Source organism: Spirosoma spitsbergense DSM 19989 (assembly GCF_000374085.1).
Taxonomy (GTDB): Bacteria; Bacteroidota; Bacteroidia; order Cytophagales; family Spirosomataceae; genus Spirosoma; species Spirosoma spitsbergense.
Genome location: NZ_KB893499.1, coordinates 166,610 through 187,583, shown reverse-complemented (window position 1 = coordinate 187,583; position 20,974 = coordinate 166,610). Strand labels below are relative to the sequence as shown.

Annotated in this window: 13 protein-coding genes; 12 read left to right on the top strand and 1 reads right to left on the bottom strand. The window is 50.4% G+C overall.

Going from position 1 to position 20,974, the window contains the following annotated elements; translation table 11 throughout:
• Positions 1 to 248 precede the first annotated feature (248 nt).
• The gene (gene ligA, locus B157_RS0112240) at positions 249 to 2,393 is read right to left on the bottom strand and encodes an NAD-dependent DNA ligase LigA (protein WP_020603618.1); all 2,145 of its coding nucleotides are present in this window, start codon (positions 2,391 to 2,393) and stop codon (positions 249 to 251) included.
• A gap of 302 nt (positions 2,394 to 2,695) precedes the next feature.
• Between ligA and rpe the strand changes: the two genes are divergently transcribed.
• The 12 genes from rpe (at position 2,696) to B157_RS0112180 (ending at position 20,962) form a co-directional block, all read left to right on the top strand.
• Positions 2,696 to 3,367 (top strand): ribulose-phosphate 3-epimerase, encoded by a 672-nt coding sequence (rpe, locus tag B157_RS0112235; RefSeq protein WP_020603617.1) that lies wholly within the window; start codon positions 2,696 to 2,698, stop codon positions 3,365 to 3,367.
• A gap of 44 nt (positions 3,368 to 3,411) precedes the next feature.
• On the top strand, positions 3,412 to 4,815 hold the full coding sequence (locus B157_RS0112230) for an alpha-amylase family glycosyl hydrolase (protein ID WP_020603616.1): 1,404 nt from the start codon (positions 3,412 to 3,414) through the stop codon (positions 4,813 to 4,815).
• A 103-nt stretch (positions 4,816 to 4,918) separates the two neighbouring features.
• Positions 4,919 to 7,009, top strand: a complete 2,091-nt coding sequence (locus B157_RS0112225) for an OmpA family protein (RefSeq protein ID WP_020603615.1) — start codon at positions 4,919 to 4,921, stop codon at positions 7,007 to 7,009.
• Positions 7,010 to 7,040: 31 nt separating this feature from the next.
• Entirely contained in the window at positions 7,041 to 8,882 is a 1,842-nt protein-coding gene (locus B157_RS0112220; protein ID WP_020603614.1) for a glycosyltransferase family 39 protein, read from the top strand.
• 21 nt (positions 8,883 to 8,903) lie between these two features.
• Positions 8,904 to 9,728 (top strand): transketolase, encoded by an 825-nt coding sequence (locus B157_RS0112215; protein ID WP_020603613.1) that lies wholly within the window; start codon positions 8,904 to 8,906, stop codon positions 9,726 to 9,728.
• A gap of 85 nt (positions 9,729 to 9,813) precedes the next feature.
• Positions 9,814 to 11,832 (top strand): NAD-dependent epimerase/dehydratase family protein, encoded by a 2,019-nt coding sequence (locus B157_RS0112210; protein ID WP_020603612.1) that lies wholly within the window; start codon positions 9,814 to 9,816, stop codon positions 11,830 to 11,832.
• A gap of 29 nt (positions 11,833 to 11,861) precedes the next feature.
• Entirely contained in the window at positions 11,862 to 12,770 is a 909-nt protein-coding gene (locus B157_RS0112205) for a transketolase family protein (protein ID WP_020603611.1), read from the top strand.
• A gap of 11 nt (positions 12,771 to 12,781) precedes the next feature.
• Positions 12,782 to 14,527 carry a hypothetical protein gene (locus B157_RS0112200; protein WP_245565067.1) on the top strand — a complete coding sequence of 582 codons (1,746 nt, stop codon included), beginning with the start codon at positions 12,782 to 12,784 and terminating at the stop codon, positions 14,525 to 14,527.
• Positions 14,528 to 14,551: 24 nt separating this feature from the next.
• Positions 14,552 to 15,712: an acyltransferase family protein gene (locus B157_RS0112195; protein WP_020603609.1), complete on the top strand. Its 1,161-nt coding sequence runs from the start codon at positions 14,552 to 14,554 to the stop codon at positions 15,710 to 15,712.
• 207 nt (positions 15,713 to 15,919) lie between these two features.
• Entirely contained in the window at positions 15,920 to 16,681 is a 762-nt protein-coding gene (locus tag B157_RS0112190) for a glycosyltransferase family 2 protein (RefSeq protein WP_020603608.1), read from the top strand.
• A 72-nt stretch (positions 16,682 to 16,753) separates the two neighbouring features.
• On the top strand, positions 16,754 to 18,145 hold the full coding sequence (locus B157_RS0112185; protein ID WP_020603607.1) for a protoporphyrinogen/coproporphyrinogen oxidase: 1,392 nt from the start codon (positions 16,754 to 16,756) through the stop codon (positions 18,143 to 18,145).
• Positions 18,146 to 18,244: 99 nt separating this feature from the next.
• Positions 18,245 to 20,962 (top strand): hypothetical protein, encoded by a 2,718-nt coding sequence (locus B157_RS0112180; RefSeq protein WP_020603606.1) that lies wholly within the window; start codon positions 18,245 to 18,247, stop codon positions 20,960 to 20,962.
• The last annotated feature ends 12 nt before the right edge of the window (positions 20,963 to 20,974 follow it).

The following is a 20,974-nucleotide window of genomic DNA, read 5'->3' as shown; positions in this document are numbered from 1 at the left end:
GTTTATCTTTTTCGGCCAGACGGGCATAAAAGTCACGAATGGCTTGTTCGATGGAGGCAGAGTAGTGAGCCATGAGCGGAAATAGAAGCTGCGAGCAAAACTACAAAATTTGTGTCACCTTATTTTATCAGCATTCCTTAGAGAAGTAAAAGGTGGCTTTTTGAGAGAATCATTAAACGTATCCTATCCCGACGACCAGCAGGCCGAATTACTAGGTATCCTGCAAACCATTCAGCCTAGATAACTCTTTATACCACCAGCATGGCCATAAACTCGTCTTCGCCGATCATGGGTACGGTGAGTTTGCGGGCTTTTTCCACCTTCGATGGCCCCGCATTTTCGCCGACAATGAGGTAGTTCAGCTTTTTGGAAATACCGCTGAGTACTCTGCCCCCGTTGGCTTCAATGCGGGTTTCAAGTTCCTCACGGGTGAAGTTGGCAAACGTGCCGGTGTACAAGAATGTCTTACCATCCAGTGTATCGCCTTCCCGCTCCACTACTTTCTTCTCCCCGAAGAATTGCAATCCTGCTTCCCGTAACTGCTCCACTATGGCCCGATTGTAGTCATCAGCGAACCATTCTACTACGCTCTCGGCAATGCGGGGACCGGTGTCCGGTACGGCCAGCAAGGCTTCCTGACTGGCCGTCATCACGGCATCCATCGACCCGAAATAGTCTACGAGCTTTTCGGCGGTAGTATTGCCCACATACCGAATGCCGAGTGCAAACAACACATTGGAGAAGGGTTGTGCTTTTGACTTTTCAATGGCCGTCAGGATATTCTCGACGGTTTTCTCCCGAAAACTGACGATTCGTTTTTTGCCCGCCTCCTCATCGATGAAACTCTTCTCGATACCCAGCAAATCATCGTACGTCAGTTTGTACAAATCGGCGGGGGTTTCGACTAATCCCCGGTCGATGAGGAGTTCAATTTTCCCTTCGCCTAGGCTTTCGATGTTCATGGCCCGACGCTGAATAAAGTGTTCAAACCGGGCTTGCCGCTGGGGGGGGCATCCGCGCTCATTCGGGCAATAAAAATTGGCTTGGGCGACACCTCGCTCTCCCTCCCGGCGAATCAACGGTGTATTACAAACCGGACACGTGGTGGGATAAACGATTGGTTCACTTCTGTCAGTACGCTTAGTTAAGTCGACACCCGTAATTTTTGGAATGATTTCGCCCCCTTTCTCCACAAAAACCGTGTCGTTTACCATTACACCCAGCCGCTCTATCTCGTTGGCGTTGTGCAGGGAGGCCCGTTTTACGGTGGTTCCGGCCAGGAGAACGGGCTTGAGGAGGGCAACGGGCGTAACGGCCCCCGTACGACCTACCTGATAACGAATTCCCTTCAGAACGGTGCTGGCTGCCATCGCTTTGTATTTGTAGGCAATGGCCCAGCGGGGGCTTTTGGCCGTATAACCCAACTCGCGCTGCTGGTCGTAGCGATTTACCTTAATAACGATTCCATCCGTATTCAGCGGCAGGTCGAAGCGTTTTTGCTCCCACTGGTCGATGTACTGCATTACGGCTTGAATGTCAGTGCATTTCTGCCAGCTCTGCGACACATTGAAGCCCCACTGGTACATAGCAATCAGGCTTTCTTCGTGCGTCTGGAACGTATCACGCTCTGTATCATCGGCTAGAAACGAATAGACATAGCAGTCAAGCCGCCGTTTGGCCACGGCACTCGAATCCTGCTGTTTGAAGGTGCCCGAAGCCGCGTTTCGCGGATTGGCCAGCAATGGTTCTCCAATGTCTTCCCGTTCTCTGTTGATACGCTCAAACTCCGCCAACGGCAAAAAACCTTCCCCGCGTACCTCGAAAAGGGCTGGAATTGGCAGGGGAGAAGGGGTGGTATCGGCCTCGGGGAACAGGGTGTACGATTGACTATCGACTTTTTTATTGGCCTGCTGCTCTGCTTTCACCCGTAGGGGTACCGTGCGAATGGTGCGGATGTTGTTCGTAATATCATCACCCCGTACGCCATCGCCCCGGGTGGCACCCTGCACAAAAACACCATTTTCATACGTCAGGCTCAGGGCCACACCGTCAAATTTCAGCTCGCAGATGTACTCGTATTCCTGGCCGTTCAGTCCTTTCTGCACGCGTTTATCGAACTCGATCAGGTCTTCTTCCGAGTAAGTATTACCCAGCGAGAGCATCGGAAAACGGTGGTAAACCGTAGCAAACTCTTTACTGATCGTACCGCCAACGCGGGCCGTTGGTGAGTCAGGTCGCCGATAGTTGGGGTACTGAATTTCCAGTTCAGTCAACTCGGTTAACAGTTTGTCAAATGTAAAATCGTCGATTTCCGAAATACTGTTCTGGTAATACTGATGATTGTAGTGATTCAGCAAATCAGTCAATTCGGCAATACGTTCCTGGGGTATCATAGGTATATTAGTTGTTCAGTCAATCAGTTAGTTAGTTGTCGAGTCGGTTCGTTGGTCAGTCAGTTGGTAGCTGGTTATTATAACGTTCATGCATTAACTACAGGCTGGTTAACTGACAAACCAACGAACTAACCCACTGACTAACTGACTGCCTGGCTTTAGTCGGCAATATTGAGTTTGTTTCCTCGTTCATGCAAAAAAACGTTAGTTTTACAGGACAAAAAAATACGTAACCCATAATTGCATAAGGTACCGACTAAGCTTTTTTCGGACGTTCCTTTTTTCAGTACATCTGACCAACTATGAATCAGCCCCTCATTGCCCCTTCTTTGCTGGCCGCCGATTTTGCCAATCTGCAAAAAGAACTGGAACTGATTAACCAGAGCGAAGCTGATTATCTGCATTTTGATGTGATGGATGGTGTATTTGTTCCTAATATTTCGTTTGGCTTTCCATTGCTGGAGGTAGCCCGCAACTACTGCCGGAAACCGCTGGATGTACATTTGATGATTACCCAGCCTGAGCGGTATCTGGAGGCTTTTGCCGAAGGAGGGGCCTCGGTTATTCATGTTCACTACGAAGCCTGTACGCACCTGCACCGAACACTTACCCGCATTCGTGAACTAGGCTGCCGGGCGGGCGTTGCGCTTAATCCACATACCCCCGTTTCGAGTCTTGAAGACGTGCTGGAACAAATCGATACCGTTCTGGTGATGTCTGTCAATCCTGGTTTTGGCGGTCAGTCATTCATTCCACACACCATTCAGAAAGTAACGAAGTTAAAACACCTTCTGACGGTAAATCGCTCTCCGGCATTGATTGAAATTGACGGGGGAGTCAGTCAGCAAAATGCAGAGGCCTTAGTTAGGGCCGGGGCCAATGTGCTGGTAGCGGGTAATTCAATTTTTAAGGCGGAAGACCCGCTGCAAGCTATCCAGCAATTAAAAAACAGCAGTCTGCCTCTGGTAGCCTGATGTATGTGTCCCCTTGGTCCTTTTGAATCTGTAGCCCTCCGTTCATGAATAAAGTACATCTGGTCGTTTTTCTTAGTGCCCTGATACTGGCAACGGCCTGTCGCGATACCCAACAGAATAAATCAGAATCGTCCTCTTCAGATACTGTTGCACTGGCAGCCCCCCCTGCTCCTGAATGGGCTAAAAATGCGACTATTTACGAGGTTAATACGCGGCAATTTTCACCAGAGGGTAATTTCAAAGAAATTGAAGAACAGTTGCCACGCCTGAAAGAAATGGGGGTCGATATTATCTGGCTGATGCCCATATTTCCCCTCAGTCAGGAAAATAAACAGGGTACCTTAGGCAGTTTGTACGCCATTGCTGATTATGACGATGTAAATCCGGCTTATGGTACGCTCACCGAATTTAAGTCGCTCGTTAACCGGGCGCACGCGCTGGGCCTGCACATCGTGCTCGACTGGGTGGCCAGCCATACGGGCCGCGATCACAAATGGGTGAGTGCCCATCCCGACTGGTACCTCCAGGAGAACGGGCGTATGATTGCACCCACTGATCCGCAAACCAATAGATCGACCAACTGGAAGGACGTTGTGGCTCTTGATTACAATAACCCCGCCATGCGACGGGCTATGATTAGTACCATGCAGTACTGGGTGAAGGAGACAGACGTGGATGGGTATCGGTGTAATATGGGCGGTTTTGTGCCGAATAACTTCTGGGCTGAATTGCGTCCTGAATTAGATAAAATCAAGACGGTTTTTATGCTCTCCGAATGGGAAAATGAAGCAGCTCAGTTTAAAAGCTGTTTTAATATGAATTACAGCTGGACGATACATAATATCATGAAGGCAGTAGCGAAAGGCGTTCGAACGGCCGATAAGATCGACTCTGTACGGGAAGTAAACCAGCAACGCTTTCCTATTTGGTATTATCAGATGCTGTTTACGCAGAATCATGACGAAAATAACAGTAACGGTACCCTAACGGAGACGCTTGGGGCCGGTGCCGACGCGTTTATGGTGCTGAGCTGCACGCTTGAAGGTATGCCACTGGTGTACAATGGGATGGAGTCCAATTTGAATAAACGGATGTCTTTTTTTGAACCGGATACAATTCCCTGGGGGAATTATGCCAAAAGCGACTTCTTCAGGACCCTGCTTACCTTAAAACACCGAAACCGGGCTTTGTGGAATGGACTGGCTGGGGGTAAAGTAATGAAGATCAGTACCGATCATGACGAGGCTGTGTACGCTTTTTACCGGCAGCGCGATAGTGACCGGGTCGTTGTGCTACTCAATCTGAGCGATCACCCGCAAACGGTACATTTGATGGGGGATGGTTTTACGGGCATGTACACCGAGATATTCAGTCATCAGCCCATCGAGTTAAAATCCGAAATGACTGCTACGCTCAAACCCTGGGAATATCGGGTACTGACGAATTAAGTTTTCTCACTAACTGGCACGATAGGTGCGTAACTTATCGTTAAAATAGACAACTAATTCTTTAAACATTCCGTATATAACTTATACTCACGCTTTACTGTTTATGCGATTTTGGATCATTTTGACGGGGATCATCATTGTAATGACCACTTCAAGAAGTCAGGCGCAAACAACGACTCCGCAACCGCAGACGGGCACTCGTAACGACCTGGAGCCATCCCGCATACAGTGGGCAGGCCGCGTAATGGGCGTTTCGTCAGAAAAAAAAGGAGAGTCTACCGGCGAACAATTCAGTGCGTCGCAGGCATTGGGTCGGCCCAGTAAAGTACCCGAAATGGGCGAAAGTCCCTGCGCCTGGGCACCCTTTTATGCCGACGGAACATCCGATGAATGGATCCTGCTAGGGTTTGATAAACCTATGTATGCCCGGCAGATTATCATAGCCGAAAATGTAAATCCGGGAGCCGTTGTCAGGGTTATCGTAACCGATGATAAAAGCACCGAGCATGTCGTCTACGAAGCATCGGGCACCCAGCCTCGTACCGATCCACTACTCCGAATTTTCCCTAAAGAGCCTGATTACCGCTGTTCCCGAATTAAAGTTGTTATAAATGGGGCTGCTCTGAAAGGGATGAATCAGATCGATGCCATCGGTATTTCGGAAGAAACAACCCCTATAGCTGTAGGAATCAACCTGTCCAGGGAGACACCCAAAGAAATTCAGAAAGAAAACCTGGGGAAAACCGTTAATTCAGCCGGTCAGGAGGTCGCCCCTGTTATCTCACCCGATGGGCGGACGCTGTACTTCACCCGAAATTTCAACAAGGCCAATATCGGAGCCGCCGACCGGCAGGATGTCTGGTACTCCACGCGCCAGTCGGCCGCCAATACCAATCAGGGTGACTGGAGCGAAGCCGTCAATATCGGCCCGCCTATCAACAATGCGGGCGATAATGCCATTAGCGGCATGGCACCCGATGGGCGCACGGCTTACCTGATCAACGTATACCGACCCGATGGGGGTATGTCGTTCGGGATTTCCAAATCCATCCGGACCAACGCAGGCTGGTCGCAACCGGTAGAATGCCGCATTGCCAATAACTACAACCTGCACGAGAAAAACCAACTGGAATTCTGTGTATCACCCGACGGGCGAGCCATTATTCTGGCTGTTCAGCGGAAGGATACCCGGGGCAATCGGGATTTGTATGTGTCGCTGCAAAAGCCGGACAATAGCTGGACGGAACCCGTATCGCTGGGTAATGTGATTAACACAGCAGAATTTGAAAGTTCGCCGTTTTTAGCGGCCGACAGCAGAACGCTTTATTTCACCTCAGCCGGTCACGCGGGTTATGGTAATGGGGATATTTTCGTTAGTCGGCGACTGGATGAATCCTGGGGCAACTGGAGTGAGCCCGAAAACCTCGGCCCTTCGATTAATACCGATGAGTGGGATGGCTATTTTACCATTCCGGCCTCGGGCGATTACGCCTATCTGAGTTCCCGCGCTGGCTCGCTGGGCGAGGATGATATTTTCCGATTAAAATTATACCCTGCCATAAAGCCCGACCCGGTTGCTATCATATCGGGACAGGTGCTGGATTCGAAGAGTAAAAAACCCGTAGCCTCGGAAGTGATCTCGGAGGTTTTTGGCGACAGCACGGACTTGTCCACCGTTGACTATAACCCAGAAACCGGTGGGTTTACGATGATTTTACCCACGCAGAAAGTATATACGCTGAAAGCAAAAAAAGAGGGATACTTCACTACGACCGAAGTGCTTGACCTGAGTAAAGACAAACGATTTCGGGATATCCGGCGTACCCTGCTTTTGGTAAAAATTGAGCCTGGTCAAAAAATTACCATGCGCGAGGTGCTGTTTCAGCAAAGCCAGTACGAACTGGAGCCCGGTGCCAATACCGAACTGGATCAGGTGGTGGCGATGCTGGAAAAGTACCCGACAATGGAGTTACTGGTGGAAGGACATACCGATAATCAGGGAGAATGGGACCTTAATATGAAACTTTCTGAGGATCGTGTTCGGGTCGTAAAAGAGTACCTAATGGCAAAAGGAGTAGACGAAACCCGTATTCAGACGAAGGCCTGGGGCCCTAGTAAACCCGTTGCCAGCAACACCAATGAGGAGAAGCGTAAACTAAACCGGCGCGTAGAATTCACAATCCTGAAACTATGAGAACCCGGATTTTGCACGTAGTTTTGCCCTGATGTCTGCTCCTTTATCACGTAATACACTGCTTTTGCTGGTTGCTTTATTAGTACTGGCTTTGAGTCTTCGTTTGTACCGGGTTGGTACATATAGTATCTTCTTCGACGAAAAATCGACGCTCCTCATCAGCCAGAGTGTAGTGCTGGAAGGGTCTAATCAGAAGGACGTATTCAGCAAGACGTACTTTACCCCCGCCGAATTCTGGAAGCCCAAAACCATCAATGATTTCATTGAAGCCAACATTCGGGGTGACATTGGCAACAGCCCGGCCTATTATGCTGTATTGTGGCTCTGGCTAAAGGTCTTTGGATTGAGTGATATTTCCCTCCGAATGCCCTCCGTTATCTTTAGTACACTACTGGTGGGTATGCTGTTTCTCTTCGTTCGTCGGCACTATCAGCCTACATCACGCAGCAGTAGCTTGGGTAGCACTGGATTTCTGGGTATAAATCCGGTTGATGGGCTAGCCCTGACTAGTGCCGGTATTGCCACTGTGGAGCCGTTTTTTGTGGCTTACAGTCACATTGCCCGTAACTATTCCATGACGTTCCTGCTGACCCTGTTGGCCACGCATCTCTTTCTGCTCATTATGGAGCGCGTTCGTTTAGCTCCCAATAAATCATCTGCTTCCCTAGCCGGGCTCTACGCGGCTTACGGACTCGTTTTTGTTGGGGCTGTGCTTTCTCATTACCTGGCCATTACGGTTTTCCTGTGTCATGGCCTGTATGCGCTGCTCTACCTCCGGAATGGCCGGGCCTGGCTTTCACTCGCCCTGACTGGCGGGATAGGCGTGGGGCTTATTTCACTGTGGTTTCTGTTTGGTGGGGGTACGTACACATTTTATATCCTGGAGGAGCAGAAGAATTTTTACCGGAATCTGGCCCTCACGAATCCACTGAACAATGGGTTTGGTATTATCCTGCCCGCTACAATCCCTAACATTGCCAAACGGGCGGTCCCTGTCTTCGCTGATTTGTTTGTTTTTACCAACGGGGTAGGGAGTGTGTTGGGTAGTATTCGGAATGCGGTACTGGCCTTAGGCTTAGGAACGGCCGCTACGCTGGTGATGCATCGGTATTACGCGATGGCAAAACCGCCCGTCTGGGTATATGCAGCCGTGGCCCTCCTGCTGCTGGTTGGATTGCCTTTTTATACCCTGCTGCCTCTTCGTCTGCTGGTCTTATCCATTGCACCCCCATTCATCTACCTGATTGGTCGTTACACGACCGACGCTATTGATGGAAAGCAGAGGCATTTTGTCGTTTTGCTAATCCTGCTGGCTTTAATACCAACGTTTTTTTTGCTGTTCATGGCCTGGCGGTCGGGACATACGTTTGGCATTACGCAGCGGTATTCGGGTTTTTCCTTTCCGTACGTCTGTATCTTAGTGGCCATGGGACTGTATCAGCTAACGAGTACCCGCTGGTGGTTTAGCCTTCCCATTGCGGCCGTATTGCTTATTCAGGCGGGAAACATCGTGGAGGTTCTGGGCAATATTTACGACGACACAGCGGCTAAATATACCCAGTTCGGCTCGCCCCGGATTGCTAACCCCTACTGGGCATCCGCTCAGGAACTTATAAAACAGTATGCACCAGGCGATACGATTCTGTATCCGAACAAAAAGCGAATTATTTACTCGGAGAAAAACGATAAATCCTTCTCGGATGTATCACTACTGGATGCCCAACTGGTGAATGTTTATTTGCCGAAAGATGCGCAGTACATCGAGCGCATCGATCCTGGTGAGCCCGACCGGATTGTATTGGTAAAGGGAAGTTCGGGCGAAAAAATTACTATTTTTGACTTCAAAGGGAGAACTTATCGCTATAGTGATTAGCCCGTTAGCATCAGCCAACTTATGACTTTAACTACAGATATAGCCGATACAAAAACGCTTCAGGGGCAACTCAGACTTAAATTGCTGAGTCTCTACAACCAGGCTCATGCCGGGCATATTGGCTGTTCGCTCAGTTGCATCGACCTGATGATTGCGACGCTCGTTCTGCGAAAACGGGAACAGGATACGTTCCTGCTCTCAAAAGGCCACGCGGCTGCTTCGCTGTATACCTGCCTGAATTACCTCGGCGAGATATCGGACGAAACTCTGGCTACCTATTACCTGAATGGTACCTCGCTGCCCGCCCACCCGGCACCTAAACAGCACCTGGGAATTCCTTTTGCTACCGGATCGCTGGGGCATGGGCTGCCCATTGGTGCAGGTATTGCCCGGGCGGGGAAACTAATTGGCGATGATTCCCGTGTGTTTGTGCTGATGTCGGATGGTGAAACCAACGAAGGAACTACCTGGGAGGCTGCCCACTTCGCTATGCAGCACAGGCTTGATAACCTAATTGTCCTAATCGACAAAAATGGGTTGCAGGGCTTTGGTCAGACAGCCGATGTGATGGGTGACACGGCCGATGTACAAACCTGGAATGCCATTGGTTTTGATACTGAAGTGGTGGATGGTCATAATATTACCGACCTGGTAGCAACAATTGATCGGTTGACGGCCAATGTCAATGGAAAACCTAAACTGCTGATTGCCAAAACAATTAAAGGCAAAGGCGTTTCGTACATGGAAAACCGGATGGAATGGCATTACCTGCCCATGACAGAAGCCCAGTACGAGCAGGCACATACGGAGGTTAGTGAGCGGTATTTTCAGCCACATCACGCCTGATTATTGATTGGCCTATCGTACCACTCCCTATAAAACTCCCTGTTCTGGCGGGCATATCCGTCTTTTGCCGTAATTTGCGGCCTGAATGAATTCGTCTACTCCCACTGTGGCACCCGCTGATCCTTCACAGCTTGCTGGCCCAATCGTCGTTTTTGGAGCCAGTGGCTTTATCGGCGCTAATCTTTTTGAGCAGCTTTTTCGCGTCCGCCAGACCACCGGAACGTCTGATGTGTATGCGCTCACCCACGATGCTACAAAGGCCTGGCGGCTCAAGTTACTGGATGTGCCCGCCGAAAATATTATTCACTGCGATATTCTATCGGATGCGTCGGTACAGGATGTATTCGAGAAAATAAAGCCTCGAACTATTTTCAATCTGGCAGCCTATGGCGCTTACAGTAAGCAAAAAAATGTTATCCTGACGTACGAAACCAACGTGCTGGGTACCGTGAACATCCTCGAAAACTGCACACCCGATATGGTATACATCCATGCCGGAAGCAGTTCGGAATATGGGTTCAACTGTACCGCTCCGAAGGAAACGGACCGGGTCGAGCCGAACAGCCATTACGCCGTGTCGAAAGTATCAGCAGCTTACACGCTGGAGTATTACGCTAAAATGCACCAGCTAAACACGCTGAACCTGCGGCTTTACTCGATTTACGGTGGCTGGGAAGAACCCGACCGGCTGATTCCCCGGCTCGTTGAAGAAACCCGTAAAGGGCACTGGCCCCCCCTCGTTTCGCCCGACATCAGCCGGGACTTCGTGTATGTAGATGACTGTGTCGATGCCTTTGTGCAGGCAGCTTTGCGGGTCAACCCCACCATTCGGGGGCGGTCATACAACATTGCAACGGGTAAAAGAACGACCATGCGCGAACTGGCCGAGGTAGCCCGGCAAACGTTTGGGGTAACGCAGGAACCGGTCTGGGGTAGCATGACCAATCGAAAATGGGATCTGTCCGACTGGTATGGCGACCCCACAGCCGCCGAAGCTGACCTGGGCTGGAAAGCACGGACACCCCTCAGCGATGGGCTGCGCCGAACGGCCGACTGGCAAATAACCAACCAGTACGAAAGTCGGGTTATCCCCGCTTTTCAGACTCCCTCGCTCAACCCGGTCATATCGCCTATCATTGCCTGTTATCGGGATGCGCAGGCCATTCCATACATGTATGAGCGGCTGGTGAAAACGTTCAATGAACTGAAAGTACGCTACGAAATTATATTCGTCAACGATAATTCCCCCGATAATACCGACGAGGTACTGAACGAAATCTGCGCTAGAGATCCTAACGTTGTGGTTATCAAGCACTCCAGAAACTTTGGTTCGCAGTCGGCTTTTTTGAGCGGCATGGAGATTTCTACGGGCGATGCCGTTGTGCTCATGGACGGCGATTTGCAGGACCCCCCCGAGGTGATTCCGCAGTTTTACGAAAAATGGCAACAGGGATTCGATGTAGTATACGGTGTTCGGGTGCAGCGCGAAATGCCGTCCCACGTTCATTTTTTCTACAAACAGTTTTACCGCCTGTTCAAACGAACCGCGTATATCGACATCCCGGTCGATGCGGGTGATTTCTCAATCATCGACCGTAAAGTAGTACGCGAGTTGGTCAATCTGCCCGAAACGGAGCAGTTTCTGCGGGGATTGCGGGCCTGGGTGGGCTTTAAACAAACGGGTGTTGATTATGTCAGGCCGGAGCGGATGTTCGGTGTTTCGACGAATAACTGGACCAAGAATATCTGGTGGGCCAAGAAAGCTATTTTCTCGTTCAGTTTTGCTCCGCTGGAACTGATGACCTACGCGGGTTTCGTCCTGACGGGGCTGTCGATGCTGGGTATCGTTTGGCAGATCGTTGCCCGACTCCTTAACTTCGACCCGAATACTCCCTATGGCCTGTCGACCGTTATTATTCTTGTCACATTCTTCGGAGGGATCAACCTGCTGGGTATTTCGTTTCTGGGTGAGTACATCAGCAAGATTTTTGAGGAGACCAAAAAACGCCCGAAATTTATCCGGACCATGGTTCGCAAAGGGGATCGGGTGTACAAGACTTCGGCTGAGATCAGTACCATGATTGAACAGCGAAAAAGTAAGTAAACAGAAACGGACCCAGGTCCGCTACTACTATGCGAAAGGAATTTGCAGCCGCCATCGAGAAAATCGGGCGGGAAGACGATAAAGTAGTATTCATTACGGGTGACCTGGGCTACAACGCGCTGGAAAACGTGGTTGATGCCTTAGGGCCGCGTTTTATCAATGCGGGTGTCGCCGAGCAGAACATGGTAGGTGTTGCCGCTGGTATGGCCTACAAAGGATATAAAGTGTTCTGTTACAGCATCGCCCCGTTTGTGGTTTATCGCTGTCTGGAGCAGTTTCGTAATGACGTGTGTCTGCATAATATGCCGGTTTTTCTGGTTGGCAACGGGGGCGGTTATGGCTACGGCATTATGGGGAGTACCCACCACGCCATCGAAGATCTGGCCTGTCTGAGCAGTTTACAGAACGTGAATACCTACATCCCGGCTTTTGCGGACGAGGTGGCTCCTATGCTCGACCAGATCGTAGCTGAGGGCCGGCCTACGTACCTGCGTCTGGGCGCGGGGCCTAACACACCCGACGGTGCCGAAACCCATGGTTCGTTCAAACACATTGTGCGCAGTGCAGCTTCCATTGGCACTGTTGTGGCACTGGGGCCAGTAGCCGCTAATGTGCTTACTGCCCTGAATGACGAACTACTAACGGGACAATTCGATGTTTTTACTGCTACAAACCTTCCCCTGCATTTGCCGTCCGATCTGGCCCATCGCTGGGCGGGTAAGCCGATGCTGGTAGTTGAAGAACACGTGTCAATCGGTGGACTGGCTCAGCAATTATCCGTTAAGCTGCTGACCGACGGCGCATCACCCAGTCATTTTGTGAGCCTGACGGCGCAGGGCTACCCGAATGGCCTGTACGGCGACCAGAAATATCATCAGCAACTATCCGGGCTGGACCCCGTCAATATTGCTCGTCAACTAGCCTCGTTTACCAACTAGTGTTGAATCAAGTGGTAACGTTACCCGATACGCGACAATCACGCCAGACCCGTTCCGGTTCTTCCAGACTCTGGATTGCCGCTTTCCTGTTGCTGATTCCAATTGGAATGTTTTGGTACGTGTGGGGCGTATATGCCGCCAATGTACCCAAATGGGATGACCACGTACTTCGGTTTTTTCTATTCGCTCTCGATGAAGAATCCTCATTTTCGGGAAAAATTTATCAGTTCGTAAAGCAGCACAATGAGCACCGGATTGTGTACGATCGACTAATTACCTGGCTTGATTACCATATAACGGGGAAGCTGAATTTTGTCCATCTTATGTTCATTGGCAACCTGAGTCTGATAGGCCTGCTAGCCGTTTTCGGACGGGTACTGAGTCAGTCAGGTGGGGTGCCGGATAGTACCTTTACAAGTAGGACGGTGGTGAACTGGCGAGTGGGGCTGATATATCTCCCGCCGGTGGCGTTTCTACTGCTGAATCTCTCGCATTGGGAGAACATGTTCTGGGGGATGGCTGCATTGCAGAATTTCACCGTTATGCTCTGGGTGTTTCTAGCGATTTATGTACTTGCTTATACCCAAAAAACAGGATTGGCTCTGGTGCTGGCAGTAGCTGCTACGCTCACCAGTGGTAACGGGCTGCTGGTATGGCCCGTTGGGTTTGGTATGTTGCTGTTACAAACCGGGTTTGCCCGTAAGAAGGAGTACAGAGTGATACTCCAGTGGGTTGCGGGGGCTGCTCTGGCATTCGTGGGTTATTTTTGGGGTTACCAAAAACCACCCGGAAACCCACCCTTACAGAGTTCATTTTTTCAGTTTATAAAGGGCTGGCTGGCTTTTAATGGCTCGGCTGCGGAGGCAGTACCGGTTGGGCCGGTGGTGGGTTTATGTGTGTTGCTGGGGGGGATTTGTCTACTGCTGGTATTGGCTATCAGCCTTGGTTTACTCCGAAACTTTTTAAGCCGCAAGCCCTTGTCTCCGCTCGATTTTTTCTTTCTGGGAACGGTTGCCTTCCTTATTGGCACAAGTGCCGTGGTAGCCTGGACGCGTACCGGATTTGGTTTCAACACCCTCATCACCAGTCGGTATAAACTGTACTCGCTGCTATTGATGGCTGTTTTATACACCTATCTGGCCAGTCGGGCCGGGGCTTCGGTAAAAAAAAGGGTGCTGACGGGCGGTTTACTGGTTGGCAGTGTGCTGATGGCTGGTTCATACATTACCTACTTAGCGGATACCATCTGGTGGCGGCAGTGGATGCTGACGAATCAGTTTAACTGGTCCCACAGCATCAATGGCCCGGCCGTTAGCCGGGACTCGATTTCTGAACGCTATACATCGCTGGCCCCGTCTTTTTTAAACTCCGTTCTGCCTGCTATTTACGGCCCGGCCCGTCAGTCTCCCATAGCGGTGCAGGTAACCAAAACGGCGGAGGAGTATGAGATATTGAATACCAGTGCCCCCCCGCAGGAACTGGTCAATGCGGGGAACTTTATAGTGGCTCGTTCCGTGAAGCGGACGTATCTGTTTCCGGTACGTCAGAACAGAGGCTCCCTTCGGGCGGCTATTTTTGATTCTGAAAAACTTTTTGCCGCTGGTTTCAGGGCTACGATCTTACACGCCGAACTGGAAACGGGCGTTTATCAGGTTTTTGTGCTGAACGTTTCAGCTAGTGGGGCAAGCCTGTATCCAACCAACCAGACTATTCAGTCGGTGGGAGCACCCGGCACAACTACCAAAACGAACTGGTAACTTTGCCCTTTGTTTATCAATGCTATGCAGCCAATAACCCAATTCGTGAAGCCTACCCGCCCGGCCCTGAACCACCTGATTCAGTTGGACGGGGTTCGGTTCATTGCCGTTGCTCTGGTCCTGTTCGATCACTGGACCATGGAGCGCATTGCATTGCCAGTGGGTGCATTGGGCGCATTGGGAGTCACCATCTTTTTTGTACTCAGTGGTTTTTTGATTACCCGTATTCTGCTATCCAGCAAAGATAAACTCAGCAATCAGCCCAATGGGGGCCTGGGGAAATACCTCAAGACCTTCTATATCCGCCGTACTATTCGGATTTTCCCCGTCTATTACCTCACCCTGTTTATACTGGCACTGGTTAATGAGCCGCCTGTTCGGCAAAAGTTTGCCTGGCTGGCACTGTACGGCACTAATATCTATATTGCCCTCAAACACACCTGGCTGGGTACCGTGGATCACCTCTGGTCGCTGGCAGTGGAGGAGCAGGTGTATATGTTTTTGCCCCTGTTGCTGTTCTTTGTACCCCGCCGTTTTGTTCCGCTCACGGCTTTTCTGATGATTATTGGTAGCGTGGCTCTGCGTTATGCCCTGTATCGGGCGCACATGCCCTGGTTCATCGGATACGTATCAACACCAACCTGTCTGGATGCTTTTGGGCTGGGTGCGCTCATGGCGTACGGCTGGCTTTACCAGCGCGACTGGTTTAACCGGTTCTTTCGCTCATCGGTCTGGGTCTGGCTGAGCCTGTTACTTTTTATTGGCGTTGGCGTACTGAATAACTGGATTGCCATCGATTCGCCACGGGGCTATCATAACGTTATGTCTGATGTGTGGGAGCGGCTGGCGGCTTCGTTGTTCGGGTTTTTCCTGATTGGGCGTGCGGTACTGGGTTTCGGCGGGGCTATGAAATGGATACTCGAAAACCCCGTCAGTCAGTACATGGGGCGTATCAGTTACGGGCTGTATCTCTACCATAATTTCGTCTTTAATGTCTATCATACGAAACCTACCCATTTTACGGTACGCTCCTGGAACTGGCTGACAAACCACCTGCCGGTGCTGAATAGTACGTATTTTTTTCAGTTTTCATTTTTTGTTCTACTGACCGTTCTGCTGGCCACGATTTCCTGGTTTCTGATCGAAAAACCAGTCAATTCACTCAAGGATCGCTTCTCTTACTGACCAGCAGATGTATCCGGTATCGGCTCTCACGGTCATCTCTGCATTGACCACACAATAAGGTCATGACGGGTTAAGGCATTTACCCGCTAACAATTTCCTTATATTTGCAGTAGTAATACGTACAGTCAATTCGTTGATTAATTAGCCTAGTCTATTTCAAACCTGTTGACAAACGAAGGGTATTGTCAACCTCCTAAAGTACACTGAATGAGCCTCATGCTGTCCATTGTAATGCCAGCTTACAATGAAGAAGAAGTAATCGAAACTGTTGTCAAGCAGTGGACTGATCTATTGACCCGTCAGTTTCCTGGCGAAAATACCCGACTGATTGTCGTTAATGATGGCTCTAAAGATAAAACCGGGCAAATTCTTGATCAGATCAAAAGTCGGTACCCAAAATTGATGGTTGTTCATCAGCCAAATGGTGGTCATGGAAACGCCGTTGTAAACGGGTATCGGCAAGCCGTTGCGCTGGATTCGGACTATGTGTTCCAGACGGATAGTGATGATCAGTTCGTTACCGACGATTTTGCCCGATTGTGGGCCAAACGTACGGAATCCCCGTTTATTCTGGGTTATCGGGAAGAGCGGTATGATGCCCTGCCCCGGTTGGTAATCACCCGAATTCTTCGGTGGAGCATTACGCTAATCTACGGAACGCACATCATGGATAGTAATATCCCGTTCCGGCTTATCCGGGGCTCGTTCCTTCGGAAATTACTGGCGCAGCTTCCGACCCCAACTCCTTTTGCGCCCAATATTTTCCTGGCCGTTATGGCAAAAAAAGCGGGTTTCAATACGTTCGATATCCCAATTACGCACAAGGAAAGGCTAACGGGAACGGTATCTATCCTGAAATGGAAACTATTGGAAGTCTGTTTCCAGAGTTTTAAAGAGTTGGCTCAGTTCCGCTTTGAATTGGCTGGTAAAGTTAAAGCACTCAGAAAACCAGAGCCGGTAACGGCATAAATAATAGTTTGAGGATTGTTGGGCAGCTAACGATAAACCTTAAGCAGGAAACCTTGAACTGATCACTCAGCAATGAATTATAAATACGTTATTATTGGCTCCGGCCCAACGGGTCTGGGAGCTGCTTACCGCCTGAAAGAGTTAGGTATTACCGACTTCATCGTTTTAGAAAAAGAAAACCGTATTGGGGGGCTGTCCCGTAGCTTTGTGGACGACAAAGGGTTTACCTGGGATGTGGGTGGTCACGTCCAGTTTTCTCACTACAAATACTTCGACGACCTGATGCTTAAGGCATTAGGGGAAGATGGATGGCTTAGTCACCAGCGTGAATCGTGGGTCTGGATCGAAAACCGCTTTGTCCCTTACCCGTTTCAGAACAACATCAAATACCTGTCTCCCGAAACCATGTGGAAATGCCTGGAAGGGATTATCCATAACTATAAGTTTCCGACCAATCAGAAGCCAGCCAATTTCCGCGAATGGATTCTGGCCACGTTCGGGCAGGGACTGGCCGATACGTTCATGTTTCCGTATAACTTTAAGGTGTGGGCGTATCCACCCGAGGATATGAACGCCGTCTGGGTAGGGGAACGGGTAGCTATTACCGACTTGCAACGGGTTACCAAAAATATCATTTTCAATCAGGACGATTTTTCGTGGGGGCCTAACAGTACCTTTAAATTTCCTAAACAGGGAGGTACGGGGAGCATTTGGGAATCAGTAGGTAACCTCATCGGTCGGGAGTATGTGAAGCTAAACGCTACCGTTGAAAAAGTGATCGGCCCCGAGAAACGAATCAGGCTGGCCGATGGTACCGATATTCAGTACGAATACCTGATGAGCACCGTACCGCTCGATCTGTTTACGCAGAAGGTGGAAGGCCTCGATGCCGAAACGGTACAAAAGGCACAGGGGTTGAAACACTCCTCTACCAACGTAGTCGGTATCGGATTGAAGGGGAAACCGAAGGAAAGCCTGAAAACCATGTGCTGGATGTATTTTCCAGAATACAACAGCCCTTATTATCGGGTAACGGTATTCTCGAACTACAGCCCAAACAACGTGCCGGATATCAATCAGAACTGGTCATTGATGACTGAAACGAGTGAGTCATCGGCCAAGCCGGTCGACCGCGAAACGTTGATTCAGGATACTATAAAGGCACTGATAGAGGATCAGCTTATCGAATCTGCCGATGATGTTATCTCAACCTTTCACATGGCTTTCGATTATGGATACCCGACGCCGTCGGTGGAGCGGGATGGTATTCTGAAGGCTGTTCTGCCCAAACTGGAGCCATTTGGTATCTATTCGCGGGGGCGGTTTGGTGCCTGGAAATACGAAGTCAGCAACCAGGATCACTCCCTGATGCAGGGTGTTGAGTGGGCCAACCGGGTTGCTGCTAATGTTCCTGAAGTGACAATGCCTTTCCCCGAAACCGCCAATGCGATGTGGGGAAAATAAATAAGTCGTGAGGTACAACGTAGTAAGTGGCTGACGCGACACCGATATTTGTGCGTCAGCCACTTACTACGTTATAACATACTCACTTACCACTATTCTATGCATAAACGTCTCTGGATTGGTATTGGCGCGGTAGCTTTACTGGTAGCAGGCTGGTTTTTTTACCGGCAATTGTTTCCGGCCGGTCGCACTGTCGATTCGCTGATGCCACCGGGGGCGTTGCTGGTAATCACCAGTAATCGGTTGCAGGATACCGTTTCCGCCCGGACGCTGCGTACTGAAATATCCCTGCGGCAAGTACCAATCTTCGACGAAGCCCGTCAGCGGCTCGACCGGTTTCTGTACGCAACGGCCGATACGGCCACGGTGCTGAAATTTATCTCGGGTCGGGATGTCCGCTACTCGTTACACTCCATCTCAAAAACGACCCTCGACTTTATCTTTTATATCCCCATTTCTGATAAAGATCAGTCGTTTATTAACCGGGTAACCAATCCTGACCCCCGACAATACCGCGTCCTGAACCATACTTTTTCGGGGGAGAAAATTCTTGATCTGGTCAATCGGGGTAATGAACCGGTCGGGTCATTTATCCTGACAGAACATTTTCTGGTTGGCAGCGTATCGGGTATTCTCATTGAGAATGTGGCTAAACGAATGCACCAGTCCCTGAAACGGACGCAAAAAGTGCATAATTTCCGCATGGATGCCGACCACATAGCCGGGTTATCCGTGCGGCCCGACGTTTTACAGTCGCTGTTTAGCGATGTTGGTTCACTGGTGAGGCTGTTCCTGCCCGAAGAGTTGAACCTGCAATTTCGGTATTCGGCCTCCCGTTCCCACCTCATTGGCTATTCGGTCGATAAGATTGGCGGTCGGCGCGATGTGGCAGCCCTGTTTGCGAATCAAACCCCCCAGCGTATCCAGCATCCGGAACTTATTCCGCAAACGACGGCCACGCTGTACCACATAAGCATTAGTGATGCTCCGCGTTTTGGGCAGTCACTCAGCACCTTGCTGGGGTCGGCTTCCAGCGATTTCCTGCGCGACCGGTTCAGTCAGATTAAGCCAGAAACAAAAGCTCTTTATGAGGCATTGGCTAGTGATATTCTGTTGTGCCGTCTGGAATCGGCTACGGGTGGCCCCCGTCAGGTATTGATTCTGACCACCAGGAACGGACGGTTACTGGCCAATGCGTATCAGCAGGTAGCTTTCCGGGCCGGAGCCAGAGCCCCCGATGCCCCAAAAAATTACCTGGGCCACAAAATCCTGCGGCTCAATGTACCTGAATTGCCGGCCTCACTCCTGAGTAGCCTTTTTGCGGGTTTCCCACAAAGCTGGATTACCCAACACGGCCCCGCACTGATTGTTACGAACAGTGAGGAAACGATGCAGGATTATTTGCAGCAGGTGGCACGGGGAGCCGTTTGGACAGCCGACGAACCGCAGGCTGAGTTACTGAATGCGACGCTGCGTCCGGCTAATTTCACGGCCTTCGCCCGGTTGCACCGGGGCCAGACGACTGTACCCGCCAGTTGGCCTTTAGCCTGGCAGAATTTACTCGACCAGGTCGATCTGGCAACTGGTAGCCCCTCGTTGTCAAATTTGGAAAATATGGCCTATCAGGCCAGTTATGGTAACGAGAATATTCAGTCGACAGTTATATTGGGCCGCACCACTAAGCGGGCCAGCCGGGCAGTTCTTCATAAAGTACTGCTGAGAAAGAAAACGGAATTCAATGCCCCGCTGATTTCGGCCCCTATCGTAACGGGCAATCTGAGTGATAGTTCGGCTCAGTTTTACGCACAGAACAACGCCGGTCAGTTTGTGCTGGTAACCCCCGCTGGCGACAAACTGGTGCAGAATAGTACCGATGGACCTATACGCAGCAACGCCCTGGGAGTCGATTTTTTGAACAATGGACGATTGCAATACCTGTTCATGACTGACCGGACGCTATATATTGCCGACCCCGTACGAATTAAGAAGGAGGTAGCCTTGCAGGCTATTCCGCTGCCAAAAGGTATCGATCCATCCTATCTGGCACGGCCACGGGGTAGTCAGCAACGAAATCTGGTTGCACTGGTAGCCCACAGAGAGGGTCACATCTATGCCCTCGACCGGCAACGCCGAACGTTCGTCCGCCTGATGACTGCTCCGCACAAAGACACGTTGCAGCTACCTTTTCAGGTCATTACGACGCCAGAAGGGATGGATGTACTGGCTATTCAGACGGATGGTACCCTGAATCACTGGCGGGAGAATGGAACACAGTATCCACATTTTCCCACCCGAATTGAGCGGCAAAACGAAGAACAACCCAAAATACGGTTTGCCGGACCAGCGTTGCTACCGGCGGGTCAATCAATGATTCAGACCATTGCCGACGAAGGGCAGCTATTCGCCATCAACAGCAATGGCCTGATTGCCAGGCGAACCCAATTGTACCGACCCGTACGGCGCGGTACATTCCGACTCTTTCCCGACGAAGACCAGACGAACTGGCTGTTGCTCCGTACTACGGATACCGAAGTAACCGTGCTGGATCAGCGGGGCCAGCGCCTGTTCGACGTTCGGGCATTGCAGTCGGGACGTAACAGTGTTCGCTATCATCGGCTGGGGGCAGGAATTGAGTTAATCAGCGTTCAATCCGGTAACTTTACCATGCTGTATGACCTGAACGGGCGCATCCTGAATGACCGACCCATTCCGAGCGACTTTCCGGTAGCTTTACAATTTGATGAGCGCACCAATGAGTTATATGTACTGAGTGGTGCCCAGCAGGCTGTTGAGTTATTTAGTATTCGGTTGAGGTAGTAGAATTTGATT